28 protein-coding genes are annotated in these 23,353 nt (G+C 39.0%); 5 read left to right on the top strand and 23 right to left on the bottom strand.

The genetic code is table 11. The annotated features are described in order from the left end of the window. Positions 1–80 precede the first annotated feature (80 nt). Positions 81–1,460 carry a MocR-like pyridoxine biosynthesis transcription factor PdxR gene (gene pdxR / locus MLOOGBEN_RS16475; RefSeq protein ID WP_179159362.1) on the top strand — a complete coding sequence of 460 codons (1,380 nt, stop codon included), beginning with the start codon at positions 81–83 and terminating at the stop codon, positions 1,458–1,460. A 171-nt stretch (positions 1,461–1,631) separates the two neighbouring features. Here the strand turns inward: pdxR and MLOOGBEN_RS16470 are convergent, their stop codons facing one another. From MLOOGBEN_RS16470 to rlmD, 6 genes are all read right to left on the bottom strand, one after another. After that, on the bottom strand, positions 1,632–1,871 hold the full coding sequence (locus tag MLOOGBEN_RS16470) for a thioredoxin family protein (protein ID WP_179159361.1): 240 nt from the start codon (positions 1,869–1,871) through the stop codon (positions 1,632–1,634). 40 nt (positions 1,872–1,911) lie between these two features. Further along, entirely contained in the window at positions 1,912–2,925 is a 1,014-nt protein-coding gene (locus MLOOGBEN_RS16465) for a permease (RefSeq protein ID WP_218781216.1), read from the bottom strand. Positions 2,926–2,941: 16 nt separating this feature from the next. Further along, entirely contained in the window at positions 2,942–3,313 is a 372-nt protein-coding gene (locus tag MLOOGBEN_RS16460; protein ID WP_179159359.1) for an ArsR/SmtB family transcription factor, read from the bottom strand. 253 nt (positions 3,314–3,566) lie between these two features. Continuing rightward, positions 3,567–3,851, bottom strand: coding sequence for a type II toxin-antitoxin system RelE/ParE family toxin (locus MLOOGBEN_RS16455; RefSeq protein WP_179159358.1), 285 nt, complete (start codon positions 3,849–3,851; stop codon positions 3,567–3,569). Further along, the gene (locus MLOOGBEN_RS16450; RefSeq protein WP_368737795.1) at positions 3,851–4,150 is read right to left on the bottom strand and encodes a hypothetical protein; all 300 of its coding nucleotides are present in this window, start codon (positions 4,148–4,150) and stop codon (positions 3,851–3,853) included. Before MLOOGBEN_RS16450 ends, MLOOGBEN_RS16455 begins: the two co-directional genes overlap by 1 nt. A gap of 130 nt (positions 4,151–4,280) precedes the next feature. Then, complete coding sequence (gene rlmD / locus MLOOGBEN_RS16445) at positions 4,281–5,654, bottom strand: 23S rRNA (uracil(1939)-C(5))-methyltransferase RlmD (RefSeq protein WP_179159357.1); 1,374 nt, start codon at positions 5,652–5,654, stop codon at positions 4,281–4,283. A 192-nt stretch (positions 5,655–5,846) separates the two neighbouring features. Between rlmD and MLOOGBEN_RS28940 the strand changes: the two genes are divergently transcribed. Then, complete coding sequence (locus tag MLOOGBEN_RS28940; RefSeq protein WP_218781215.1) at positions 5,847–6,167, top strand: hypothetical protein; 321 nt, start codon at positions 5,847–5,849, stop codon at positions 6,165–6,167. A gap of 635 nt (positions 6,168–6,802) precedes the next feature. On the opposite strand, the gene MLOOGBEN_RS16440 is transcribed toward MLOOGBEN_RS28940, so the two are convergent. From MLOOGBEN_RS16440 to MLOOGBEN_RS16400, 9 genes are all read right to left on the bottom strand, one after another. Further along, a complete protein-coding gene (locus MLOOGBEN_RS16440; protein ID WP_179159356.1) occupies positions 6,803–8,269 on the bottom strand; it encodes a nicotinate phosphoribosyltransferase in 1,467 nt (488 codons plus the stop codon). A gap of 58 nt (positions 8,270–8,327) precedes the next feature. Continuing rightward, entirely contained in the window at positions 8,328–8,879 is a 552-nt protein-coding gene (locus MLOOGBEN_RS16435) for a cysteine hydrolase family protein (protein ID WP_179159355.1), read from the bottom strand. Positions 8,880–8,982: 103 nt separating this feature from the next. Beyond that, the gene (locus tag MLOOGBEN_RS16430; RefSeq protein WP_179159354.1) at positions 8,983–9,924 is read right to left on the bottom strand and encodes a diacylglycerol kinase; all 942 of its coding nucleotides are present in this window, start codon (positions 9,922–9,924) and stop codon (positions 8,983–8,985) included. A 178-nt stretch (positions 9,925–10,102) separates the two neighbouring features. Continuing rightward, positions 10,103–11,017, bottom strand: a complete 915-nt coding sequence (locus MLOOGBEN_RS16425; protein WP_179159353.1) for a hypothetical protein — start codon at positions 11,015–11,017, stop codon at positions 10,103–10,105. Continuing rightward, positions 11,014–11,106 carry an LPXTG cell wall anchor domain-containing protein gene (locus tag MLOOGBEN_RS16420; RefSeq protein WP_179159352.1) on the bottom strand — a complete coding sequence of 31 codons (93 nt, stop codon included), beginning with the start codon at positions 11,104–11,106 and terminating at the stop codon, positions 11,014–11,016. Before MLOOGBEN_RS16420 ends, MLOOGBEN_RS16425 begins: the two co-directional genes overlap by 4 nt. Next, a complete protein-coding gene (locus tag MLOOGBEN_RS16415; RefSeq protein WP_179159351.1) occupies positions 11,103–12,179 on the bottom strand; it encodes a DUF6677 family protein in 1,077 nt (358 codons plus the stop codon). The genes MLOOGBEN_RS16420 and MLOOGBEN_RS16415 overlap by 4 nt, the downstream gene beginning before the upstream one ends. Beyond that, positions 12,176–12,658, bottom strand: a complete 483-nt coding sequence (locus MLOOGBEN_RS16410) for an anti-sigma factor family protein (RefSeq protein ID WP_179159350.1) — start codon at positions 12,656–12,658, stop codon at positions 12,176–12,178. Before MLOOGBEN_RS16410 ends, MLOOGBEN_RS16415 begins: the two co-directional genes overlap by 4 nt. Continuing rightward, the gene (locus MLOOGBEN_RS16405) at positions 12,655–13,170 is read right to left on the bottom strand and encodes a sigma-70 family RNA polymerase sigma factor (RefSeq protein WP_179159349.1); all 516 of its coding nucleotides are present in this window, start codon (positions 13,168–13,170) and stop codon (positions 12,655–12,657) included. The genes MLOOGBEN_RS16410 and MLOOGBEN_RS16405 overlap by 4 nt, the downstream gene beginning before the upstream one ends. A gap of 188 nt (positions 13,171–13,358) precedes the next feature. Continuing rightward, positions 13,359–14,144 carry a class I SAM-dependent methyltransferase gene (locus MLOOGBEN_RS16400; protein WP_179159348.1) on the bottom strand — a complete coding sequence of 262 codons (786 nt, stop codon included), beginning with the start codon at positions 14,142–14,144 and terminating at the stop codon, positions 13,359–13,361. A gap of 111 nt (positions 14,145–14,255) precedes the next feature. Here MLOOGBEN_RS16400 and plsY point away from each other — a divergent pair, with 111 nt between their 5' ends. After that, a complete protein-coding gene (gene plsY, locus MLOOGBEN_RS16395; protein WP_179159347.1) occupies positions 14,256–14,882 on the top strand; it encodes a glycerol-3-phosphate 1-O-acyltransferase PlsY in 627 nt (208 codons plus the stop codon). Positions 14,883–14,916: 34 nt separating this feature from the next. Here plsY and MLOOGBEN_RS16390 read toward each other — a convergent pair whose 3' ends face one another. Next, the gene (locus MLOOGBEN_RS16390; protein ID WP_179159529.1) at positions 14,917–15,468 is read right to left on the bottom strand and encodes a thioredoxin family protein; all 552 of its coding nucleotides are present in this window, start codon (positions 15,466–15,468) and stop codon (positions 14,917–14,919) included. A gap of 204 nt (positions 15,469–15,672) precedes the next feature. Here MLOOGBEN_RS16390 and putP point away from each other — a divergent pair, with 204 nt between their 5' ends. Next, the gene (gene putP, locus MLOOGBEN_RS16385) at positions 15,673–17,151 is read left to right on the top strand and encodes a sodium/proline symporter PutP (RefSeq protein ID WP_179159346.1); all 1,479 of its coding nucleotides are present in this window, start codon (positions 15,673–15,675) and stop codon (positions 17,149–17,151) included. Positions 17,152–17,682: 531 nt separating this feature from the next. Here the strand turns inward: putP and gatB are convergent. The 7 genes from gatB to MLOOGBEN_RS16350 all read right to left on the bottom strand — a co-directional run bounded on the left by gatB (position 17,683) and on the right by MLOOGBEN_RS16350 (position 22,984). After that, positions 17,683–19,110 (bottom strand): Asp-tRNA(Asn)/Glu-tRNA(Gln) amidotransferase subunit GatB, encoded by a 1,428-nt coding sequence (gene gatB, locus MLOOGBEN_RS16380; RefSeq protein ID WP_179159345.1) that lies wholly within the window; start codon positions 19,108–19,110, stop codon positions 17,683–17,685. Positions 19,111–19,122: 12 nt separating this feature from the next. Next, positions 19,123–20,580 carry an Asp-tRNA(Asn)/Glu-tRNA(Gln) amidotransferase subunit GatA gene (gatA, locus tag MLOOGBEN_RS16375; protein ID WP_179159344.1) on the bottom strand — a complete coding sequence of 486 codons (1,458 nt, stop codon included), beginning with the start codon at positions 20,578–20,580 and terminating at the stop codon, positions 19,123–19,125. A 12-nt stretch (positions 20,581–20,592) separates the two neighbouring features. Then, positions 20,593–20,886 (bottom strand): Asp-tRNA(Asn)/Glu-tRNA(Gln) amidotransferase subunit GatC, encoded by a 294-nt coding sequence (gene gatC, locus MLOOGBEN_RS16370; protein ID WP_179159343.1) that lies wholly within the window; start codon positions 20,884–20,886, stop codon positions 20,593–20,595. 155 nt (positions 20,887–21,041) lie between these two features. After that, positions 21,042–21,302 carry a hypothetical protein gene (locus tag MLOOGBEN_RS16365; RefSeq protein ID WP_179159342.1) on the bottom strand — a complete coding sequence of 87 codons (261 nt, stop codon included), beginning with the start codon at positions 21,300–21,302 and terminating at the stop codon, positions 21,042–21,044. 21 nt (positions 21,303–21,323) lie between these two features. Further along, positions 21,324–21,680 (bottom strand): hypothetical protein, encoded by a 357-nt coding sequence (locus MLOOGBEN_RS16360; RefSeq protein WP_179159341.1) that lies wholly within the window; start codon positions 21,678–21,680, stop codon positions 21,324–21,326. 33 nt (positions 21,681–21,713) lie between these two features. Beyond that, positions 21,714–22,256 carry a restriction endonuclease subunit S gene (locus MLOOGBEN_RS16355; protein WP_179159340.1) on the bottom strand — a complete coding sequence of 181 codons (543 nt, stop codon included), beginning with the start codon at positions 22,254–22,256 and terminating at the stop codon, positions 21,714–21,716. A 296-nt stretch (positions 22,257–22,552) separates the two neighbouring features. After that, complete coding sequence (locus MLOOGBEN_RS16350; protein ID WP_179159339.1) at positions 22,553–22,984, bottom strand: YueI family protein; 432 nt, start codon at positions 22,982–22,984, stop codon at positions 22,553–22,555. Positions 22,985–23,015: 31 nt separating this feature from the next. On the opposite strand from MLOOGBEN_RS16350, the gene MLOOGBEN_RS16345 reads away from it, so the two are divergent. Next, on the top strand, positions 23,016–23,353 hold a 338-nt coding region (locus MLOOGBEN_RS16345; protein WP_179159338.1), incomplete at its 3' end, for a hypothetical protein.

The following is a 23,353-nucleotide window of genomic DNA, read 5'->3' as shown; positions in this document are numbered from 1 at the left end:
CAATAAAGAAATAGTATTATACAAACTGACATAAAAAAAGGTACAATAATAAACAAATATACATGTCAGAGGGAATGCAATTGAATAATACTATTTTTACTTTTAAAGGTAACTCCCCAAAATACAAACAAATCTACGAAAAATTTAAATCATTTATTGAACAAGGAGACATTTTGGCGAATGAGCAATTGCCCTCCATTCGTCAACTTGCAGAGTCCTTACATGTAAGCCGTAATACAACTTTAATGGCATATGAACAGCTTGTTGCTGAAGGGTATATTCGTGGAGAGGGCCGCAAAGGTTATTTGGTAAATGAGTTAGAACCCGTAATATTTCAGAAGGCTTCAATCTCACATAATAAAAAGCAAACAGAGTCTAAGAAACCTCCGGTAGTTAATTTCAGGGCAGATGCCGTAGATCAAACACACTTCCCAGTGAAAATTTGGAGGAGAATTGCCAATCAAGTATTAACATTACAGGATAGCTTTCGGTACGGAGAACCCTTTGGGGAAATAGCCTTGCGAGAACAAATCTCCACCTATTTATTCCAATCACGGGGAGTGAAAACAAATCCGAATGCAATTATTATCGGAAGCAGCACCCAACAAATGCTTATATACCTTGGACATATATTGAAGGATGAATTCCAGAGTATTATCGTTGAAGACCCTGGTTACGACGGGGCTAGGGAAGCTTTTCAATTCCATCATTTTAGGTTTGAAACTTTGCCGGTTTATGAAACAGGTGCTGACCTTTCACAATTAGAACAAACGCAATCACGATTAATCTATGTAACCCCTTCCCACCAAAGTCCAATTGGAGTAAGCATGTCCATTCAACAACGGCAAATGCTTATTCATTGGGTTAACGAGATGCGCGGGATTATTATCGAAGACGATTATGATAGTGAGTTCCGCTATACACAAAAACCATTTCCTGCTCTTGCCTCCATAGATTCAGCAAGAGTTATCTATTTAGGGAATTTCTCAAAGTCATTTCTTCCAGGAATCCGTTTAAGCTATATGGTATTGCCAGAGCCAGTTTTAACTCGTTATAAAAAGCGTTTTATTCATTTTGAGAGTCCCACTTCGCTTCTCAGCCAACTCACAATGGCGAAATTTATGGAAGTAGGAGAATGGAATCGCCACGTTAAACGAATGCGTCTTGTTTATAAAAGAAAAATGCTGCACTTAGTTTCTGAATTAAGAAACCAATTCGGCCAAACTATTTCTATTATAGGTGAGCAGTCTGGTTTGTACTTATTAATCAAATTACACCTAAACCGTTCAGAAGAATGGTTAATCGGGCGTGCTGCTTCTTATGGTGTAAAAGTGTATCCCACCTCACTCTACTTTATTAACAATAATTCCGATAACCCAATCATTAAACTTGGATTTAGTCATCTTTCTTCTGATGAAATTGAGCTTGGTGTCGAGCTCTTAAAAAAGGCTTGGGGGTAAAAAACCCCCGTCGTCGTTAGTTGAGTATAACGATTGCGGGGCAGTAGTTCCACTTAGAGTGTATGTGGCAGCACAGTGGGTGCTGGTAGTTTTCAAATTTAAGGTCTTTGTTGCTAAAATCATTTTCTGAGAGTGACTTTAATAGATCCGAGGTAGTAACTCCAATTCCATTTACTGTGCATTTTCAATTAATTTAGCAATATCTTTAGGCTTTAGAACCTTTCCATAAGAGACTACCTTTTCATCAATGACTAAAGCTGGGGTAGACATAATTCCATAACTCATAATTTCTTTGATGTCTTCAACTTTCACTATTTCCGCAACCTTACCTAACTCTTCAAGTGCCTTTTTTGTATTTTCCGCTAAAGTAACACAGTTTCTGCACCCAGTACCTAAAATCTTAATCAACATAATAAATCACTCCTTGTTTTTAAAATCTTTAAGATCATTTTTACAAGAATAGGTGACTAAATATATTAAAAATATATCCAATAATGAGAATACCAATTGAAACAATAACTACGAATATCGCCAACAGCCTTGGTTTAACGACCGTTTTTAACATAATGATCGATGGAAGTGAGAGTGCGGTTACTGCCATCATAAATGCAAGTGCCGTTCCAATGCCTACACCCTTACCAACCAAAGCTTCTGCAATCGGAAGTGTCCCAAAAATATCTGCATACATTGGTATTCCAACAATAGTCGCTAATAGAACAGAGTACCATTTGTCTTGACCTAGTACTGCGCTTATCACAGATTCAGGAATCCAGTTATGGATGGCTGCACCTATACCAACACCAATGAAAATATATAACCAAACTTTCTTAATAATATCCGTAACCTGTTCCCTTGAAAATCCCACTCTCTCATGAGCAGTTAACCCCACCGGGTCAACATCCACCATTTTATTATTAAAAACAAACGGTTCAATATACTTTTCTAGTTTTAGCTTACTCATAATCGTCCCACCTAAAACAGCTAAGACGAGACCAACAATGACATAGGCAAACGCAATTTTCCAATTAAAGATACTAGCTAGCAAGATAACAGAGGCTATGTCAACAAGGGGAGAGGATATTAGAAATGAAAAAGTAACCCCAATTGGTAATCCCGCGCTTGTAAAACCTATAAACAAAGGAATCGATGAACAGGAACAAAACGGGGTAACAGTACCTAGTAAAGCACTTAATATATTGGCGGTAAATCCATTAAATCTGCCTAAGATTTTCTTCGTTCTTTCAGGTGGAAAATAACTTTGAATATAACAAATAATAAAAATGAGAACTGAAAGTAAGATAAAGATTTTTATTACATCATAAATAAAGAAGTAAATACTTCCTCCAACAGGTTCATTTACGTTTAACCCGAATACATCTTCAACTAGATAAGCAACCGAGTTACTTAGCCAGTCCATCTTAAGTAATTGGTTATTTAACCATTCAAAAATACTCACAAGAGTCATCTCCAGACTGATTATTCTAACCTACCAAAAAGGAGCTGCCGTTTAGTAAGGACGGCAATAAAGGTGTTAATTTATCCTTATTTACACTATAAATCGTAAACTTCCCTTCACGACGTGATTGAATGATATTTCCCTTTTCCATAATCCTTAGGTGGTGGCTAATCGTTGAAGAAGCTCCGCCTAATGCAGCTACAATTTCACACATACACAAATCTTCGATGTATAGCAAAGTTATAATTTTCATGCGTGTTTCATCTGCTATAGCCTTGAAGAAATCGGCGGCTTTCTTCAGTGCTTCCTTGTCTGTCATGACTGGAAATTGATCCTCAGCTTTTGCCCGAATCTCAGACATATTCTCATTTGACTTTATATTCCAAGTTAAGTTCATTTTCATCCCCCCTATGTAATATTATAAAACTAATTTTCTAGTTTTATAGTTTTGGTTGTGTCGAATTTATTACAATTAAAAGGGCAGTTAGTCATTATAACTAGCTGCCCCTTTTGGAATAACGTAAGAGGAAATGGAGAAAATGGAAGATATTGAATAAATTGCTGTACAAAATGTACAATAAGGGTCAGACCCCCACTCTTTTAAGGTGATGGAGGACTGACCCTTCCAATTTTTCAATTAAATTTTATCTCTATTTATTCTCACCTGGAAACAAAATCGCAATAATAACAAGATCATTTTTAACTTGTTTAAAATAAATTTGAAACTTTTTAATAACAATTCTTGAAATCCCTTTGTATTTTCCGAATTCCTCAGTATATGCTTTTCCTATAAGAGGATTTGTTAATAAATCCTCTGTTTCTAATACAAGTTGAGAAATAAAATCGAGAGTTTCTTCTAGAGTAAATCTTGAACTACTAAATTCAATAAGTTTCTCTCTCACAGCTGGAGTCCAAATTACATTACGGATTCCCATTACCTGAAATCCTTTTCTGAAAGTGACTTTAAAAGGTCTGAGGTGGTAATTCCAAGTCCTTCCTTGTATTGCACTTCACTTTCCTTAAACATAATTTCAAGCTGCGGATTTTTCTTTACATCAGCTTCTATTGAATGATCGTCTTCCTCTTGAAGAACAAGGGTAAACCTCCCTTTACCTGGGATAGAAAATTGCATGACTGAATTTTCGCGATCCATATCATCAATATGTTTCATGAGTTCTTCTGAAGATAAAACTTTATTCACTTCATCACCGCCGATTAAGGTGTATTTATTCACATCATATCATCAAAAATCAAGAAAATAAACAGGGATTCACTAGCCAAGGGGAGAGAAAAAAAGAACCCCCATTTCGAAAGCGAATCCTAACGAAATTGAGGTTAGTTTAACTAGAGAGCTTGTATGTATTTTAAAAATTTAATATGAGTTGCGCCACGCACTCCACATGTGTAGTCTGTGGAAACATATCAACCGGTTGAACTTCAACCGTTTTATATCCGCCGTCTTCTAAAATCCGTAAATCCCGTGCAAGTGTGGCTGGGTTACAGGATACATAGACAACCTTTTTCGGCTTCATTTCAATAATCGTTTGCAAGAAGGTTTCGTCACAGCCCTTGCGCGGCGGGTCCACCACGAGCACATCAGCAGAATTCCCCTCTTTATACCACTTTGGAATCACAACCTCTGCTTCCCCAGCTTCAAATTCAACATTCGTCATTCCATTGAGCTCTGCATTCCGTTTTGCGTCTTCAATCGCCTCAGGAACGACTTCTACTCCGAAAACCTTCTTTGCCCTTTGTGCTAAAAATAAGGAAATGGTTCCAATCCCACAATAGGCGTCGATGACTGACTCTTCCCCATTAAGCCCTGCATATTCAAGTGCCTTATCATAAAGAATCTTCGTTTGAACAGGATTCACCTGATAGAAGGACAAAGCAGAAATGGCAAACTTAACATCACCTATTAAGTCATAAATTACTTCATTGCCCCAAAGGACGGTGGTTTTTTCGCCAAGGATCACATTTGTTCGCTTTGAATTCACGTTATGTACAATCGACTTTACCTTCGGCAGCCGCGCGATAATCTCTTCGACCAGTTTGTTTTTATTCGGAATATCCGCCGTTCTCGTAATGAGCACAACCATAAGCTCGCCAGTTTGATTTCCAAAACGGGCCATGATGTGGCGGAGTACTCCCTTATGTGACTCTTCCTGATAAGCAGCGATCCCTAGCTCATTGCAGATTTCCTTTACAGCTTGGACTGCCCCATTTATCTCTGGGAGCTGGATCAAGCTTTCATCTGTATCAACAATTTCATGACTTCTAGGTTTAAAAAATCCAGCAATCAGCTTCCCATCCTTTTCACCGACTGGGACTTGTGCTTTATTTCGATAATGCCATGGGTTGTCCATCCCTAGAATCGGGTGCACGATAACATTCTCCAGTTTACCAATACGGGTGAGCACTTGCTTGACTTGATTTTCCTTATATTTCAGCTGTCCTTCATAGCTGATATGCTCAAGCTGGCAGCCGCCATACTTATGCAATTCACTGTTAGGAATTTCAACGCGGTATGGGCTTTTTTCATAAATTTCGATCAAACGTCCGAAGCCATAACCCCTGTTCACTTTAATCACTTTAACCTGCGCTTTTTCGCCGGGAAGCCCGTTCGGTACGAACACTGGAAATCCATCCACCTTCGCGACCCCAGCACCATCATGGGTTAAATCCTCAAATACCACATCTATATAATCATTTTTATTAACCGGTATTGTTTTTTTCATTTTTTACTTCCTTTACTCCGATTTGACTAGCAAGATTGTATCATAAACCCAATCTAATTGCGAAAACAGCCATAAATTGAAACTAACCTCTTTACCTTCGCGCGTAAAATGTCGGAGCATTTTAATTTAACAACATAACAAAAGTGTTTATAATTAAAACATTCCCGAAAGGAGGTGATTACGATAAAGAAGGTGAAAATACTTCCCATCGCATTGCTCCTTGCCTTCATATTCTTTACAGTTTTTCTTCATCAGTCTAAGGTAATGACTCATCTACATCATGAACATAAAGCAGTTCTAACAATTGATGATTGGAATACGAAATCAACTTCCGATGATGAAGATAAACATTTACACCATCTTTACCTTATTGGAGTACTTACCTTAATTTCACAGCTCGTAGTCACCATTCACAGAATTTCTCCTAGGATATACACGAAGAGTCTTATCTTCCTTCTACCCGTTTTTCATCAGTCGAATTATGTTATCTCCTCCCCTGATTTGATAAGTTAAAACTTACAAAAAGGGAGGAAAAATAAATGTGGATTCGCTTTTTAATGATTGGTGTATTTTCATTAACAGCAGCAGGAATGCTAACCTTTCAAGGCATAGAAATCTACCATGCTTTTATGGATTTCTTTAAACAAAAATAATCAGGAATCCCGCGGGTTTTAGAAATATTCCCGCGGGATTTCATATTTATCCCGCGTGAAAATGGATTAAGCCCGCGAAATGTTGGGAAATCAGATTAAGCATCTGTTCTGACTAATAGGCGGAGAAATTCCGCTTAATTGCTAATGATTATTAAAAGGGGCTTAAATAGACGGAGAGATTCCGCCTATAGACTTGAAAAACGTGAAAAATGATGAATTTCTTTTGCATAACCGGAAAACTTCCGCTTATATAACTCGAAATGAACTCCATTCTGCATTTAACCGGAAAACCTCCGCTTATTTTACCCTTTGCGGGTTACTCGATTAAGGACAAAACATTCTAATTAAAAGGGAATGAGCTTTATCTCAAAAATCAATGAGAACCTCATTCTGTTACATTACGGTGACCCGTATCACAAGAAAGTAAGGGTTTTTGTATTCCTAATAAAAAAACTCGCCAATCATCACTGCGGCGAGTTTTACTTTTTTTAAATACTATTCAGCCTTCATTTCAGCCACTTTCTCTTTTACTTCTTCAATATTTCTCATCTTGTTATCCCAGCATTTTTGACTAAGGTCAACTGGATATTCCTCTGGATTCATCGTACGTTTATACTCATCCCAGAGGGCAGCAAGATTTTGCTTTACATATTCACGCGATTCTTCCAGACATGGCATTTCATAGACAAGCTCACCTTTAGAGAAAATCACTTCATGAAGCTCTTTTGCGGTAAAGTTTGTCACGATCTTGTTCATATAGGTATGCGTTGGGTGGAACATTCTCAGGCGCTTCTCCGGCAATTTCTCATCCTCGAGCGCAATGTAGTCCCCTTCTGCATGGTTATTCTTATTATTGATAATACGGAGAATTTTCTTAATCCCCGGAGTCGTTACTTTCACCGGATTGGAAGAGATTTTTATTGTATCTTCCATTTTACCGTTTTCGCCTTCAATCGAAACAATTTTGTAAACTGCCCCAAGTGCTGCTTGTTCGTAGGCCGTAATCAGTTTAGTCCCAATTCCCCAGCTATCGATTTTCGCGCCCTGTGCTCTTAAGTTCAGGATCGTATACTCGTCCAAATCACTGGAAGCAAAGATTTTTGCGTCCTTAAACCCTGCCTCATCAAGCAATTTTCGTGCTTCCTTTGAAAGATAGGCTAAGTCCCCGCTGTCTAAACGGATTCCTATGAAATTAATAGAATCACCCATCTCCTTGGCGACTTTAATCGCATTCGGAACACCCAAACGTAAAGTATCATATGTATCAACCAAAAAGACACAATCCTTATGAGATTCAGCATATTTCTTGAATGCGATATATTCGTCCTTATAGGCTTGAACCATCGAGTGAGCATGTGTACCTGAAACAGGGATTTGAAATAATTTACCCGCCCGAACATTACTTGTTCCATCAAAACCGGCTAGGTAAGCGGCTCGCGTACCCCAAATGGCCGCGTCCATTTCCTGAGCCCGGCGAGTACCGAACTCCATTGCAATTTCACTTCCAAGCACCTGCTTAATACGTGAAGCCTTCGTTGCGATTAATGTTTGATAATTAATGATGTTTAATAGTGCCGTTTCAATCAACTGTGCTTCACAAAGCGGAGCATCTACGCTTAAAATTGGCTCATTTCCAAAAACAAGCTCGCCTTCTTTCATACAGCGAATCGTACCCGTAAAGCGCAAGCCCTTTAAGTAGTCTAAAAAGTCATCCTGGTAGCCGACTTCGTTTTTTAAATACTCCAAATCATCCTCTGAAAAGCGGAAGCCCTGGATAAACTGAATGACTTTTTCCAAACCAGCAAACACCGCATATCCATTCCCAAAAGGGAGCTTACGGAAAAACAATTCGAACACTGCGCGTTTATTATATCTTCCGTCTCTCCAATACGTTTCTACCATATTGATCTGGTATAGATCAGTATGCAATGCTAAGCTATCATCCTGATAAATGTTTTTCATTCTAACCCTCCGAACCACTACTTTTTCAACATATTAAATAATTTTACCATTATAAAAACTATTTAACCAGCGCTCCAAGTGATTGTTCAAAGTGCCCTAATGCCCATTCATGGCCTTTTAGATTAAAGGAAGCAACGGCTTCTTTATAAATCACAATCTTAAAGCCTTTATTGTATGCGTCTACAGCAGTATGAAGAACACAAATATCCGTGCAAACTCCAACTAGATGTACCTCCGTAATTCCTCGTTCCCGCAGCTTGATTTCAAGGTCGGTGCCTGCGAAAGCGGAGTACCGTGTTTTATCCATGTAATATACATTTTCTCGCTCTTTTTTCTCTTCAAAAAGTGTTTGCAATTTACCAAACAAATCTCTTCCTGCCGTTCCACGAATATTATGCGGTGGAAATAGTTTTGTTTCTGGATGAAAGGAATTCCCTTCATCATGAACATCGATTGCAAAAACAACAAAATCACCGTTTTCAATAAACTCACGCGTTAATTGAACAACCTTCTCTTCAATTGCCTGCCCTGGTTCACCACAGGTTAACTCCCCCGCATCTGCAACAAAATCATACGTATAATCGATATTAATGAATGCCTTCTTTTCCATTACGCTGCCTCCCCTTCACATTTATATCCAATAACTATTTCTGTGCTGAAACCATTTATTCCTCTAAACTAAAAAGCCCGCTCCATAGTGGAACGAACTTATGTCAACTGTATCTTGTTCCCGGCACCCAATCAGTAGGTTTATCGAGCGGACGAATGTCATCGAGTGGTACAAATACTTCCAAATGCCTGTACAAGTTTGCAAACTCAGCAGGAAGCAATCCACCGAATTCACCATCAAGATTCAATTGTACCTTTTCAGTAGAATGAACTTTAATTCGGCTCGCTTTCGCATAAATGACATTAGGGTCATTAACATGTTCACCGCGAATCGCTAAAGTTGCTACCCGAACAAACTCAGCCAAATTAATTTTTTTCAATATCAGCAATGAAAATAAACCATCGTTAATCGATGAATCTGGCGCAATCTTTTCAAAGCCGCCGATTGAATTCGTCAGCCCCACAAGGAATAGCATTGCTTCCCCTTCAAAAAGCTTTCCATCATACTCAATACTAACATCTGAGGGCTTAATGGAAGGGAGCATTTCCATCCCTTTTAAATAGTAGGCAAGCTGCCCCAGCATCGTTTTTAATTTACTTGGAACTTCATATGTAAGCTCCGTGATCCTGCCGCCGCCAGCAATATTAATAAAATACCTGTCATTGATTCGACCAATATCCACTGGAATCCGTTCGCCTTTGGTGATAATATCAACCGCGGCACCAATGTCTCTTGGAATGTGCAAAGCCCTGGCAAAATCATTCGTTGTACCTGCTGGAATAATCCCCAGCTTTGGTCTGTACTCCTGTTCTGCAAGGCCATTGACCACTTCATTTATGGTACCATCGCCACCTGCAGCAATCACAACATCATATTGTCGTTCAACTGCTATCCTAGCAGCAGACGTTGCATCACCTGCACCCGTCGTCGCATGGCAAGAAGCTTCATACCCGGCAGCTTCAAGCTTTTCCAGAATCTCCGCTAGATGGCGCTTTAGAATTTCCCGTCCTGAAGTGGGATTATATATCAATCGTGCTCGTTTCATTTTCATCATCCTATTTCTTTGAAATCAATAATGGCATATGATGGGTCCATCCTATATTCTACCAATTTACCCTTTGGCTTACAATTATTAACCCAAGCAATATATCTTATTCTATCCATATTGCTACCGTCTCCTATCATAACCTTTTTTTATTTTTTTGCAAAAAATAAGATGTGAATTAATTCGTATTTAAACTAACATTATAAGTATTCGTGATATTAATATGATATTGACCTTCGCCTGACTGGAATACAGCGTTTCTTTCTACACCTTCCACATTCGGGTCTACTTTTTCTGTTACCTTCCATGCTCCATCTTTACCATTGACTTCACCTACACCAACTGCTGCAATGTTCAAATTGCTGTCTTCTTCAACCTTTACATCTATTGATCCAGCTCCATTTATACTCCAGTCATTTTCAAGTGACCGCGGGTTTAACGCTATTTCATTTCCGTTACCTATTACCTCAAGCTTCACACCCTTTGGAATTAGAATGGTGGAGGCCATTTCCTGGTGGCTATAAAATGGTCCCAATTGATTAGGAAGAGTCTTAATATTAATATAAAGTGTATCTCCCTTTTTATTGGCATACACATAGTCATCTGCACTTGCTATGAGCTTTTCTTTTTTCGGTGTCTGTATCCGGTAGGTTCCAAACATAGAGACCTCTTGCTCCTCGGTTGCTTCAATCGTTGTTTGGTAGCCTACCGTTCTTAATACAACCCGTTTGATACTATCATCCATTTGATAGGAAAAGTCAGGCAATTCAAAAGACCGTTCTTCCCTCGCAACGACATCTTCTACTTTCTCCATGATTCCTGTTGCACTAAGCATCGCAAACACAATTCCCACTGTTCCTAACAAACCAACAAAGATAATACTTAAAAAATCATATTTTAACACTGGCTTCTCCTGCCGCGAGAAAAATAAGTAGAGGAGAATTTCTATTCCAAGGACAATTAATAATATCGGCCACCATGCCGTCATCACATGGACTAAATCAAAACCTAGAAAATGCGAGAGAAAAAGGAAAAGGCCAAGGAAAACAAGTGAGGCCCCCATTGAAAATGTACCAACACGCCATGTTCTCATGCCTGCCCCTCCTTCCTTTTTCTAAAAAGAAAACCAATTCCAGCTCCGATCAAAAGAACTCCTGTTAGTGTATGCTTCCATTTTTTCATGATTTCCCTTCCTCCTTTTTTTGCTTGCTTCCGGATAACAGCTTTATACCCCCGCCAATTAACAGCAAACAGACGAGACCCGTTTGAAAATATCGTTGTAGCCAAAACATTAAATCAATTTGGATGATATTAGAGATCATTGGAGAGAAAACAGGAATCACCACATTCATTAATAGGTAGTAAAGCCCCATAACAACTAATCCAATTCCAACCCACTTCTGATGATTAATTAAGTAAGAAATAATCGGAATATCGTCAATTTCTTCCTCACCGTATTTAGATACCTTTTGCATGGCGTCAAAAAAGCTGTAAAACCAGATAATTGGTATCAAGAACAAGAATATTCCTAGACGTAACACATCTAAAATATAGATAGAAAACAAGAAGGCTGCCATTAACTGAATCCCGCGTTGTTGTAAGCCTAAATACAAGTGTCCAGCACCAGGGAAAATGGAAAGGAAAGTGGCAATGGATTTGCTCTTCTTTCCATCTTCTCTGCGTGTTTCAAAGTCTTCAAAAATAGTTCGATCAATAAGCTCCTCGCCACGCTGTTTTTTATTCAGCTGTTGAACTGAGTCGAAAAAGCCGTACACCCAGATAATCGGCAACCCTGCTAAGAAAACGAGAAACTCTGAGCGACTACTAAGAGCCGTTATGAAAATCACCATAACACCAAGTCCTAAAAATGTTGCTAACAAGGTAAGTCCACGATTCATCAGTCCCAGCTGGAAATGGCCTAAGCCTGGGACAAACGACAACACAATTGTATAGAACCGTTCTGATTCCTGAGTAGCCTGTGCTTGAGGTTCATCGGGATTTGTTGTCCTTATTGCTTTCTTTTGTTTGGAAATTTGAACACCCAAGTCAATAAAACTAACTAAATAAATGAAGATACCCACCATAAAGCATAATATGGCTACTTCACCATTGTTGGAAAATAACGCTATGACGGTAATGAATGCTAAACCCACCACAGACATTAAATAAAGTACTCCCCGTATCATGTTACCGAAATAAATATGACCGAGGCCTGGGAATAGCGATAGTGTTAACGCCTTCGTTGAACTTTTCATTTTTTATTTGCCTCCTTTTTCTCCAAAGAATCCATCCATGCAAAAGTTTTATCAATAACGCCTTCTGTCACCGAAGGCTTTTTTTCCTTCATATTCTGTGGTGCTTCTACAGCACTTGCATACGTAGCCAGCGACTGAAACACACCTGAAAAGGTAAGCAATAAAGTAGCTGCTGCGGCTAATAAATAATGAAACGCCGCCTGTTGATAAAATGGCTTTTTAGCCTTTACCGTTTGTTTTGGTGCCGAAGTTTTTTTACCGGCTGCCTTTTGTTTCGATATATCTGCCATCACCAAGTCTGTAAAGCTGGACTCATTCGAAAGGATTGGAAGTGATGATTCATGGACAGCTACTGCTTCTAAATAAAGCTCCAGACATTGGTCGCATGTATATAAGTGACTTTCAAATTCCTCACGGGTCTTTTCATTTATTTCATCTTTCACGTAATTCAACCACTCATCGTAACTAAAATGCTTCATGAAAAATCGTCCTCCTTCCAATTCTTTTTCATCCATACACGCGCCCGATAAAGCTTCGTTTCAATTGTTTTCACCTGTACATTTTGTTCCTGTGCCAATTGCTGATAGCTTTTTTCAGCTATATAAAAACCATATATGACATCTCGATAATTCTCAGGAAGCTCATCAAGTCTTTTTCTTACGAGCCTTTGCCTTTCATTAACGATTAGTTCTTTCTCAACACCATCCTTAGGAGTGCCTAGTGCCTGCTGCTCCAAAGCCTCCATCACTTCTTCTTTCCTTCGTGCTTGCTTTCTCTTTATATCGATTGCATGATTTACAGCTATTCTGGTCATCCAAGTCTTAAAACCTTGACTTTCGTATTGGGAGAGAGAGTTATATATTTTCATAAATACTTCTTGAGCGGCATCTTCTGCTTCCTTTTGATCACGAAGAACAGCAAAGACGGTCCGGAACACATCATTGCGGTATTTCTCAACCAAAAGGCGAAAGGCATGATCACTGCCGTCCATTACTTTTTCTATTAAAACTGAATCACTAATCGCTCTCTCCCCCTTTCTTTTGCGACCTTCACCTTAATAGACGAGATGATTGTTATAAACCCCTACACTTTTTTAAAAAATATTTTTCCCATAAATAAAATAGTAGCACAAAAAAACGCGCGGTGATTCGCACGTCTTAGGTATATCTTTTCTTTTTTCTATTCTTTCAGCCTTAATATGCAAACATTGCAATCATGTGGAATTACGAATGGCTCGCTCAGATCCGACAGAGATTCAAATAGTTCATTAAGTGCTTTTTCCCTTATATCCATTTCTAATCCTGCAAGCCAGGAGACGGATTCCATTCTCTCTACCCAAGCCTGCTTTGAAAAGGTAACCGAGTAGTTAAGTTTATAGAAATCACTCAAATCAAAACCATTCATTTGCCATTCATCAAACCACTCAACTGGAAAGCCGTTAATCCGCTGTTTAGATTCCGCTTTTGCCCCTGCAGGTTTTAAACCGCCATCCACATATTTTCTTAATACATTAAACGTTCTTTCTACAACTTCAGATCCTGGCAAAAATCGAGAATCAATTACAAGCAGTATTCCTTTTGCCTTCAAAATTCTTTTTATCTCTTGCAGCGCCCTCGGGCGGTCGAACCAGTGCCAAGCTCGCATGATAGTTACCATATCAAACTGTGAATCTTGCAATTTAGTATCCTCAGCGGTCCCTTGTACGTAAGGAATGATATAATTTTTTGCCTTATTTAAAATTCCCGCCTGTTCGAGTAATTCTTTTGAGGGTTCTACCCCGATAACATCTGCTTTTCTCATTGCCATTTTTCTCGTTAATGCACCTGAACCGCATCCGAGATCAGCAACTTTCCTTCCAGCAAAAATAATATTTCGAATATATAAGCTATCCATTAAACTTACGGGAATATCTTCTCTTGAACGTGCATAACTTTTAGCAACTTGCCCAAAATCGATAGGTCTCATGTCTGTCGCCCCTTTTAATTTTCCTAGATTAGGAACTCATTAAAATAATACCATTGAACTTTGATAAAATGCTATTTATACTGTAGATACTCTAACAAAGGAATGATCATTATGCTCTGGTTGTTGCTCATTGCTTCTTACTTAATTGGGAGTATTCCTACTGCTTTAATTGTGGGCAAGCTGGTTTACGGGATTGATATTCGCGACCATGGAAGCAAAAATCCTGGTGCCACCAACACGTTAAGGGTTCTTGGAAAAGGATCCGCCATTATCGTGGTACTCGTCGATATTGGTAAAGGGGCACTCGCTGCTTACCTTCCTTTATACTTCAACCTTGATGTTGCACCACTTTACTTTGGTCTGATGGCAGTAGTAGGACATTGCTATCCTATTTTTGCCGGTTTTCGCGGTGGAAAAGCCATCGCTACAACTGCAGGAACTTTAGCAGTGGCAAATTTCCCAGTGGCTTTAATTGCTTATGCAACGTTCTTCTTGGTAATATTTTTAACAAAATACGTATTTTTCGGCTCTATATCTGTAGGACTTAGCTTGCTTATTTATTCTTATATTTCACCAGAAGTTAAATTTGAACTTATCTTTTTATTTTTTACTTTATTTTTGATTTATCTTCACCGTTCTAATATACGTAACCTTATTCTTGGGATCGAACCCAAAATAAATGACAAGAGCCTAATTAACGACCGAATTCCACCAAAGAATAATGGTTTAAAGATGTAAAAAATCCCTGGCTTGAAATGCCAGGGATTTATTTTTATAGAAAGGCTTTCATGATGCTGTTGGCAACGGTTTGCCAAATAGATGAATCATTTTGATAAGATGTCCCAAGAGTTTTATATAATGCCATTTGCTTCTCTTGGAAATCCGATGCATCCTTATCAGGCAGTTCAGCCCGGCCCTTTTCTACAAGAGCCTGCAATTCAGGTGCACGCGGACCCCAAACTCCAACTTCATTTCCTTCTTGGTCAATAAAAATAAAAATTGGAATGGCTCTAGAAGTACCATTCGTTAAATATTGGTCCATTAACTCAAGGTTTTGATCTCGTAGAACAAATCGCACTTCCATGCCAGCTGCTTCCGCTAATCTTAATAATACTGGGTTGTTAAGCATGGCGTCACCGCACCAATCCTCTGTTAGAACAATAGCTCGTAATTTTTTTGATTGGACTGCTTCAAGTTTTCGTTTGTCCTCTTCCCCTAACTCAAAGCGTTCATAAATGGAAAGCATTTCTTCTTTGTTCCGTGTCATTGCATTAATGTACTGATCTTTTGTTAATCCCTTTTGAAACCAAGAATTTAATTCCAACATTAACACTCCCTTCAACATACTATTATCATAATCCTTTCAATCCTTCCGTACAAACATATGGATTATCCCTTTCCTACTATTATATTTTCCTATTTTAAGAAAGTAATAAATTAACAATGGAAAAAGTATTCTTTAGTTGATAGAATATTTTATATATAGATAATATTATTTTAATTTTTTTCTACAATAGGGGGAAAATCTATGTCCAATGAAACACTTCAGCTAGTATCGATTGGAATTTACATTGCCATGATGCTTTTTATCGGTTGGTATTCTTATCGAAAAACTAGCAATCTAACGGATTACATGCTTGGGGGAAGGTCTTTAGGACCTGCTGTAACCGCTTTAAGTGCTGGGGCTGCAGATATGAGCGGCTGGCTGTTAATGGGCTTGCCTGGTGGAATTTATGTAACCGGTCTAGCTGATGCCTGGATTGCCATTGGTTTAACAATTGGCGCTTATCTCAACTGGTTATTGGTTGCACCACGACTACGCTCTTATACACAGGTTGCCAATGATTCAATTACGATTCCAAGCTATCTAGAAAACCGTTTTAAAGATAATACGAAATTGCTCCGTATTGTTTCTGGTATTGTTATCCTTATTTTCTTTACTTTCTATGTTTCTTCTGGGATGGTTTCTGGAGCGGTCTTTTTTGAGAGTTCCTTTGGTACGAGTTACCATACAGGTCTTTATATCGTTGGCGGCGTTGTAGTGGCCTACACATTATTCGGAGGATTCTTAGCCGTAAGTTATACAGACTTTATTCAAGGACTAATGATGCTGGTAGCACTACTGCTTGTTCCGGCTATTGGAATCTTCAGTACGGGTGGTCCTGCAGAAACGTTTGAAACGATTCGTGCTATCGACCCAACTAAACTTGATATGTTAAAAGGAACAACCTTTTTAGGAATTGTTTCTGCAATGGCATGGGGACTCGGCTATTTTGGTCAGCCTCACATCATTGTCCGCTTTATGGCGATTAAGACGATTAAAGAAACAAAGAGCGCCCGCAGAATTGGTATGGGCTGGATGATTATAACCCTTATCGGGACAATTTTCACAGGATTAATTGGGATTGCTTTTTTTGAGAAGAATCCTCAACATGTACTAGAAAACCCTGAAGCCGTATTTATAGAATTGAGTCAGATATTATTCCACCCGCTATTTGCTGGTTTCGCACTGGCTGCGATTCTTGCGGCCATTATGAGTACGATTTCTTCTCAATTAATCGTAACATCCAGTGCATTGGTTGAAGATTTATACAAAGTGGTAATGAATAAAGAAGCAAAGGATAAACATCTTGTTTTCTTAGGGAGAATGGCTGTCCTTCTTGTCGCTGTCGTTGCGTCTGCTTTAGCTTTCAAGCAAAACAGTACGATATTAGACCTTGTTGCCTACGCATGGGCTGGGTTTGGGGCTGCCTTCGGTCCGGTTATCCTCTTAAGTCTATTCTGGAAAAGGATGACCAATTGGGGAGCACTTTTTGGAATGATCGTGGGTGCTGTCACCGTCATTGTTTGGAAAAATGTTGGACTTGGCGACAGACTTTACGAGATTGTTCCGGGCTTTGTCCTTAACCTTATCGTTTCTGTTATTGTAAGCTTCGTTACCTATAAGAAAAATGAAGTGATTGAAAAAGAGTTTGATGAAAGTGTTCGCTTATTAACGAAGGAATAGAAATTTTTAGAAATACCTGGATATCAATATCCGGGTATTTTTTTCAATCTGACCGATCGACAATTCCCTCCTTTTCTTGTTAACCAAACGTTTGATTAGTTTTGATTCAACCCCTGATATTATAGGTTTTTTTATAAAAAAAGGGTAGAATCCTGTCATGTAACTAATCATTTGATTAAATAGCGGTAAAACCCTTCAACGAAAGGCTTTTTGCCTAAATTGTTTTAAAATGATTGTCGATTTATCGGTCCGAATTCAGTCCATTATCATTATTGGCTGCCAACAGGTAACCACTCGACAATAATCCCCAGCGCCAAGACTAATCAAACGTTTGATTAAAAAATACTTCAAGCCAAATTATTAAAAGCTTTCCATAAAAAAAAGGGATGAATTATGTCGTCTAATTAAACGTTTGATTAGTTTTATTCAAGTCCCTATAGTTAATGGGTTTTCCCGGGAAAACTTCAAAAAAATATGTCGAGATTTTTTCGACAAAAAAGCTGGCAGAATAATATCTGCCAGCTTCTTATTTTATCGTTTGCTTAATTCCTGATTTAATAATTTGTTTACTATTTGTGGGTTTGCCTGCCCCTTTGTTGCCTTCATTAGCTGGCCAACGAGGAAACCAACTGCCTTATTTTTTCCATTCTTAAAGTCTTCTACCGATTGTGGATTACCGTCGAGGACCTCTGAAATGATTTTCAACAGTGTTCCTTCATCTGAAATTTGTACAAGCCCTTTTTCCTTAACGATTTTCTCAGCATCGCCGCCATTTTCAATCAACTCTTTGAAAACAGTCTTTGCGATTTTGGAAGAAATGGTTCCGTTCTCGATAAGCTTAATCATACTAGCTAAGCCTTCAGGTGTTAAAGCAATTTGGTGAAGTTCTTTCCCCTCAGCATTCAGGTAAGCAGAAACATCTCCCATAATCCAGTTCGAAGCCAATTTCGCCTCTGCACCTGCTGCCACAGCTCCTTCAAAGAAATCAGCCATTTCTTTTGTTACTGTTAACACCTTGGCATCATAAACAGGTAATCCGAGTTCATTTATATAACGATTTTGCCGCTGGTCTGGAAGTTCAGGAATTTCAGCAGCAATTCGTGCTTTCCATTCCTCATCAATATAAATATCAAGTAAGTCTGGTTCTGGGAAGTACCGGTAATCGTCCGATCCCTCTTTGACACGCATTAGTAAGGTAGCTCCTGTAGCTTCATCAAATCGCCGAGTCTCTTGATCAATTGTCCCGCCACTCGTGACAACCTCACGCTGACGCTTTTCCTCAAATTCCAGACCTTTACGGACGAAATTAAAAGAGTTTAAGTTCTTTAATTCTGTCTTCGTTCCAAACTCTTCTTGTCCAACTGGACGAATCGAAATATTGGCGTCACAACGTAAGGATCCTTCTTCCATCTTACAGTCAGAAACACCTGTGTATTGGATGATGGATTTTAATTTTTCAAGATAGGCATAGGCCTCATCTGGAGTACGGATATCTGGCTCAGAAACGATTTCCACAAGCGGAGTTCCCTGGCGGTTATAATCCACTAATGAATAGCCATTCCCGTGACTCAGTTTCCCTGCGTCTTCTTCTAAATGAATCCTTGTAATTCCAATCCGTTTTGTATAGCCGTTTACCTCAATATCAATCCAGCCATGCTCCCCGATTGGTTTATCAAATTGAGAAATCTGATAGGCCTTCGGATTATCTGGATAAAAATAGTTCTTTCGATCAAATTTCGTGTGAGTAGCTACCTGGCAATTCAAGGCCATTGCTGCCTTCATTCCGAATTCCACTGCCTTTTTGTTAAGGACCGGCAGCACTCCTGGATAACCAAGGTCAATCACACTTGTATTCGTATTTGGCTCGGACCCAAAATGGTTTGGGCTGGCCGAAAAGATTTTCGAATCTGTCTTTAACTCTACATGCACTTCAAGTCCAATCACCGTTTCAAATTCCATCGTCTTCACCCCCTATAATCCTGGCTTCTGTTTATGAAAATCTGTTGCCTGTTCAAATGCATGTGCTACGCGATAAATGGTCGCTTCATCAAAGTGCTTGCCGATAATTTGCAAGCCAAGCGGCAATCCATTATCAAATCCACACGGAACGGAAATCCCCGGCACTCCTGCTAGATTAACGGGAATCGTTAGAATATCATTTGCGTACATTGTTAATGGGTCATCAATATTTTCACCAATTTTAAACGCTGGAGTTGGTGTGGTTGGACCAACTAGACAATCATATTTTTCAAATACATCTTCAAAGTCTTTCTTAATTAACGTTCGAACCTGTTGTGCTTTTTTGTAATAAGCATCGTAATAACCAGAACTTAATGCAAAGGTACCGAGCATAATTCTGCGTTTAACCTCGTCACCAAAGCCTTCAGATCTAGACTTCTTATATAAATCAAGTAAGTTATCAGCATTCGGAGTCCTATAGCCATATCGAACGCCATCAAAGCGAGCTAGATTGGCAGAAGCTTCTGAAGAAGAAAGCAAATAATAGGCCGCTAAAGCATATTTAGAATGCGGCAGGGAAACCTCTTCCCACACTGCCCCCTGTTTTTCAAGGACCTTTAAAGCATCTAATACAGACTGACGGACTGTTTCATTTACGCCCTCGCCAAGATACTCTTTAGGTACGGCGATTTTTAACCCTTTAACATCTCCAGTTAATGCAGAGACGAAATTCGGTACATCCACGTTCGCTGAGGTCGAGTCCATTGGATCTAGACCGGATATCGCTTGCAAAAGATAAGCATTATCTTCAACCGTTCTTGTAATCGGTCCGATTTGGTCAAGGGATGATGCAAATGCAACCAACCCAAAACGTGACACACGGCCATATGTTGGCTTTAACCCTACTACTCCACAAAAAGCTGCCGGCTGGCGAATAGATCCCCCTGTATCAGAACCTAAAGAAAACAGTACTTCGCCTGCGGCAACAGAAGCCGCTGAACCGCCTGATGAACCGCCTGGTACTCTCTCTAAGTCCCATGGATTACGGGTCTTTTGATAATGGGAATTTTCGTTAGAAGACCCCATCGCAAACTCATCCATATTTAACTTTCCAATCGTTACGGTTTCCTGTTGCTGCAACTTTTGAACAACCGTAGCATCATAGATAGGATTAAAGTTTTCAAGTATCTTACTTGCACAGGTTGTCCGAAGTCCTTTTGTGACAATATTGTCCTTTATGCCAATCGGCATCCCAAATAACAAGTTATTTGTGGAGTTGGCAATAAGCTTCTCATCGAGTGAGTTTGCAGTTTGTCTTGCCTTTTCTTCATCTAACGTTAGAAATGCTTGTACCTTGTCATCAACCTGAGCAATTCTTTTATACGACTCTTCAACAAGATCAGTGACCTTTAATTCCTTTTTATGTAAAAGTTCATGAAGATCTGAAACTTTATAATCAAATAAACTCACTTATCTTTCCCCCTACTCCCCCATGATTGCTGGGACTTTAATTTGTCCATCCTGGTGGTCTGGCGCATTTTTTAGTACTTCTTCACGTGGCAGTCCTGTTTGCTTGATGTCCTCACGGAAGATATTTTTCATATCCAGCACATGGTAGGTTGGTTCCACGTTTTCCGTATCTAATTCATTTAACTGTTCTGCAAATGTAATAATCGCGTCCAACTGTTTCGTAAACTTCTCAGCCTCTTCTTCAGTTATCGCTAATCTAGCCAAGTTTGCTACATGTTTCACTTGCTCGTTTGAGATTCGTGTCATTTTTTTACCCCCAATTCTTTTTGTCATAATCATTTTATTATTGATAATACCAAACTTTTCCGCTTTACCGCAATGATTCCCTCATCAGTATTGGCAAAAGCATCGCTTTTTAGATTGATAGCATAAAAAAAAGAGCCGCAGCTCCATGATTTTGTTCAATCGATTCTATTAACCTTTTTGTAAAACCAATGGACATACCCGCATTGACGACAGGTAAGTATCGTTGCGGTTGGATTGGCAAAGTCAAGATTAAAAAAGGTCGCTAAGGATGTATTCAATTGAGCATTCCCTTCCTCAAACCAATCATATTTACAATGTACACATGATACATTAATTCCATTTGCTTGGTACTGCCCTGGACCTAATGACTTTTTTAAGTTCTTAGCAAACAATTTAAAGAAACTTTTCTTTGCCATCCAGCTCGAAGACCTCCCTATCTACAATCCATATTCCTTGTGCAGTGTCGCTGATTCTTGTGCCCATAATAATAATTGTGTTCTTTCAAAATACTGCTTTCCCTCAATAACAATATATGGAAGCATGGGGCCATCATAAGAACCTGTAGTATTTAATATTCTTTTTTCCTCAGCCATAATCTTTTTTAATTCATCTTCTGATATCCCTAAAAGTACAGATGTTTCTTTTATATTCAGTAGTATGCTGCCTTGTACCTCGGATTTACTGGAAGAATCAATTACTTCTGAGACTGGTTTTGAAGCAAGCAGATAACAGCCTATTATGATACCGATCGATAAAATCAATGATGAAGTCAAAAGTGATTTATTTTCTAGCATATATCCATCCCCAGAATTTCAATATGCATTAAACTATTGTGGAATTTCCTCGCCATTACCATTTAAAGCCTTGACCTTTGGCCGGTAGCCTACTCCTACATAGTATCGTTTTTTTCCTTCTTTAATTATCTTTGCCTTTTTGTATTCTTCACTATCCTGATCGGCTATTTCAATGGCAGTGATATTCTCATTATTGATTTCTCCAAACACAACGTAAATATCTTTAAGAACATTACCTTTGTCATCGTACTTGGTGTAGTTCTCATGATAAATGGAATAGGTTTCGCTCTCCGCATGCTCCCACCCATTCGGACCATCATTTTTCCATCCTTCTTCATCGTTCCCTTCAAAGAAAGAAACGCCCAGTACCGGTTCTTTTAAGTGTTTAACTTCTTCCCCTTCTGCTTTCGTAGAGTACAGAACTATAGTGATTCCATCAACTTTCTTCTTGTATAAAACTTCTTGTACTTCAAAGGGAATCGTTTCTGCGATGGCTTTTTCCAGAGTTGGATATTTGCATCCTGAAAGTATAATCATTAGAACAATCACAATAAAGAGTAATTTACATTTTCTCATAATTCTCCTCCTAGATTTGGTCAGAGGTTAGCATTCTAGTAATCTCTAGTAAAAAGGAAAAGGTAATGTAATACCTACTTTCTACCTGACCATTTTTCTTTTCGTTCCTATTATGAGGTTGCTATTTAGTGCACTCCCTTCCTTATTAGTGGTTTAAATGGTAATCTCCTTACTAGTATAATATTCTAATTTTTTGTTAAATTCCAGTTATACCCAAATATAGTTCAAAATACCTCCTCCTAATGAACCTTGTGAATAACAAAGGAAGCAGTCGGGATAGACTGCTTCCTTTGTGTTTATCGTTTAAAAAGTTTCGCAAAAAGTCCTTTGCTTTTTTGAGGTTCAGGTGGACTGATTTCTTTTTGGGTGATGTAAATATCTTCTTTATCAATCGCTTCGTCCATCGCAAGCAATAAGCCCACTTCAGTATCATGTTCCTTGTTGGTTACAATTTTATGCTCAATATTGTGTTTGGCTGCTAATTTTACATATTTGGATAAGACGGTATAGTCCAGATTTCCATTTAGCAAGAGATTTACCTGAGGATTTTTCTTCATTTCCTTCTCCACTTGGGGATAAATCGTTGCTTCTGCCACTTGGCTTTTCTTAAGAGCAAGAATGATGCGTTCTCGTAAGGTACCTAAAAATTTCCGCCTTTCATCCGGCTTCGTCTCCAAAGGTCCATGTATTCCCTGTTGAAGGACTTCCTCCACGTTCGGCTTTTTCAAACAGATCAACTCCATTAAAAGGGCTACTATTATGTATGATAATACCCTAAAAAATGTTCATTTCCAAAAAAGTTGCAGTTATCCGATAGTAAATCTTGCCATCCGCCAGTATTTCTTGCCATCCGCCAGTATTTCTCGCTATCCGCCAGTGTTTCTGGCTATCCGCCAGTGTTTCTGGCTATCCGCCAGTATTTCTCGCCATCCGCCAGTGTTTCTCGCCATCCGCCAGTGTTTCTCGCCATCCGCCAGTGTTTCTGGCTATCCGCCAGTGTTTCTGGCTATCCGCCAGTGTTTCTGGCTATCCGCCAGTGTTTCTGGCTATCCGCCAGTGTTTCTGGCTATCCGCCAGTATTTCTCGCCATCCGCCAG

This window comes from Bacillus sp. EB106-08-02-XG196 (assembly GCF_013396335.1).
In the GTDB taxonomy this organism is placed as follows: domain Bacteria; phylum Bacillota; class Bacilli; order Bacillales; family Cytobacillaceae; genus Neobacillus.
This window is presented reverse-complemented; position numbering and strand designations above follow the sequence as displayed.

Coding starts and splice junctions, on each gene's coding strand:
- MLOOGBEN_RS16420 (WP_179159352.1), bottom strand. CDS start 11,106: ATGAAAAAATGGAAGCATACACTAACAGGAGTTCTTTTGATCGGAGCT.
- gatB (WP_179159345.1), bottom strand. CDS start 19,110: ATGGAATTTGAAACGGTGATTGGACTTGAAGTGCATGTAGAGTTAAAG.
- MLOOGBEN_RS16470 (WP_179159361.1), bottom strand. CDS start 1,871: ATGTTGATTAAGATTTTAGGTACTGGGTGCAGAAACTGTGTTACTTTA.
- MLOOGBEN_RS16435 (WP_179159355.1), bottom strand. CDS start 8,879: ATGGAAAAGAAGGCATTCATTAATATCGATTATACGTATGATTTTGTT.
- plsY (WP_179159347.1), top strand. CDS start 14,256: ATGCTCTGGTTGTTGCTCATTGCTTCTTACTTAATTGGGAGTATTCCT.
- MLOOGBEN_RS16415 (WP_179159351.1), bottom strand. CDS start 12,179: ATGAAAAGTTCAACGAAGGCGTTAACACTATCGCTATTCCCAGGCCTC.
- MLOOGBEN_RS16400 (WP_179159348.1), bottom strand. CDS start 14,144: ATGAGACCTATCGATTTTGGGCAAGTTGCTAAAAGTTATGCACGTTCA.
- gatC (WP_179159343.1), bottom strand. CDS start 20,886: ATGACACGAATCTCAAACGAGCAAGTGAAACATGTAGCAAACTTGGCT.
- rlmD (WP_179159357.1), bottom strand. CDS start 5,654: ATGAAAAAAACAATACCGGTTAATAAAAATGATTATATAGATGTGGTA.
- MLOOGBEN_RS16460 (WP_179159359.1), bottom strand. CDS start 3,313: ATGAACTTAACTTGGAATATAAAGTCAAATGAGAATATGTCTGAGATT.
- MLOOGBEN_RS16365 (WP_179159342.1), bottom strand. CDS start 21,302: ATGGCAAAGAAAAGTTTCTTTAAATTGTTTGCTAAGAACTTAAAAAAG.
- MLOOGBEN_RS16465 (WP_218781216.1), bottom strand. CDS start 2,925: ATGACTCTTGTGAGTATTTTTGAATGGTTAAATAACCAATTACTTAAG.
- MLOOGBEN_RS16455 (WP_179159358.1), bottom strand. CDS start 3,851: ATGGGAATCCGTAATGTAATTTGGACTCCAGCTGTGAGAGAGAAACTT.
- MLOOGBEN_RS16405 (WP_179159349.1), bottom strand. CDS start 13,170: ATGGACGGCAGTGATCATGCCTTTCGCCTTTTGGTTGAGAAATACCGC.
- MLOOGBEN_RS16410 (WP_179159350.1), bottom strand. CDS start 12,658: ATGAAGCATTTTAGTTACGATGAGTGGTTGAATTACGTGAAAGATGAA.
- MLOOGBEN_RS16430 (WP_179159354.1), bottom strand. CDS start 9,924: ATGAAACGAGCACGATTGATATATAATCCCACTTCAGGACGGGAAATT.
- MLOOGBEN_RS16440 (WP_179159356.1), bottom strand. CDS start 8,269: ATGAAAAACATTTATCAGGATGATAGCTTAGCATTGCATACTGATCTA.
- MLOOGBEN_RS16360 (WP_179159341.1), bottom strand. CDS start 21,680: ATGCTAGAAAATAAATCACTTTTGACTTCATCATTGATTTTATCGATC.
- MLOOGBEN_RS16425 (WP_179159353.1), bottom strand. CDS start 11,017: ATGAGAACATGGCGTGTTGGTACATTTTCAATGGGGGCCTCACTTGTT.
- putP (WP_179159346.1), top strand. CDS start 15,673: ATGTCCAATGAAACACTTCAGCTAGTATCGATTGGAATTTACATTGCC.
- MLOOGBEN_RS16355 (WP_179159340.1), bottom strand. CDS start 22,256: ATGAGAAAATGTAAATTACTCTTTATTGTGATTGTTCTAATGATTATA.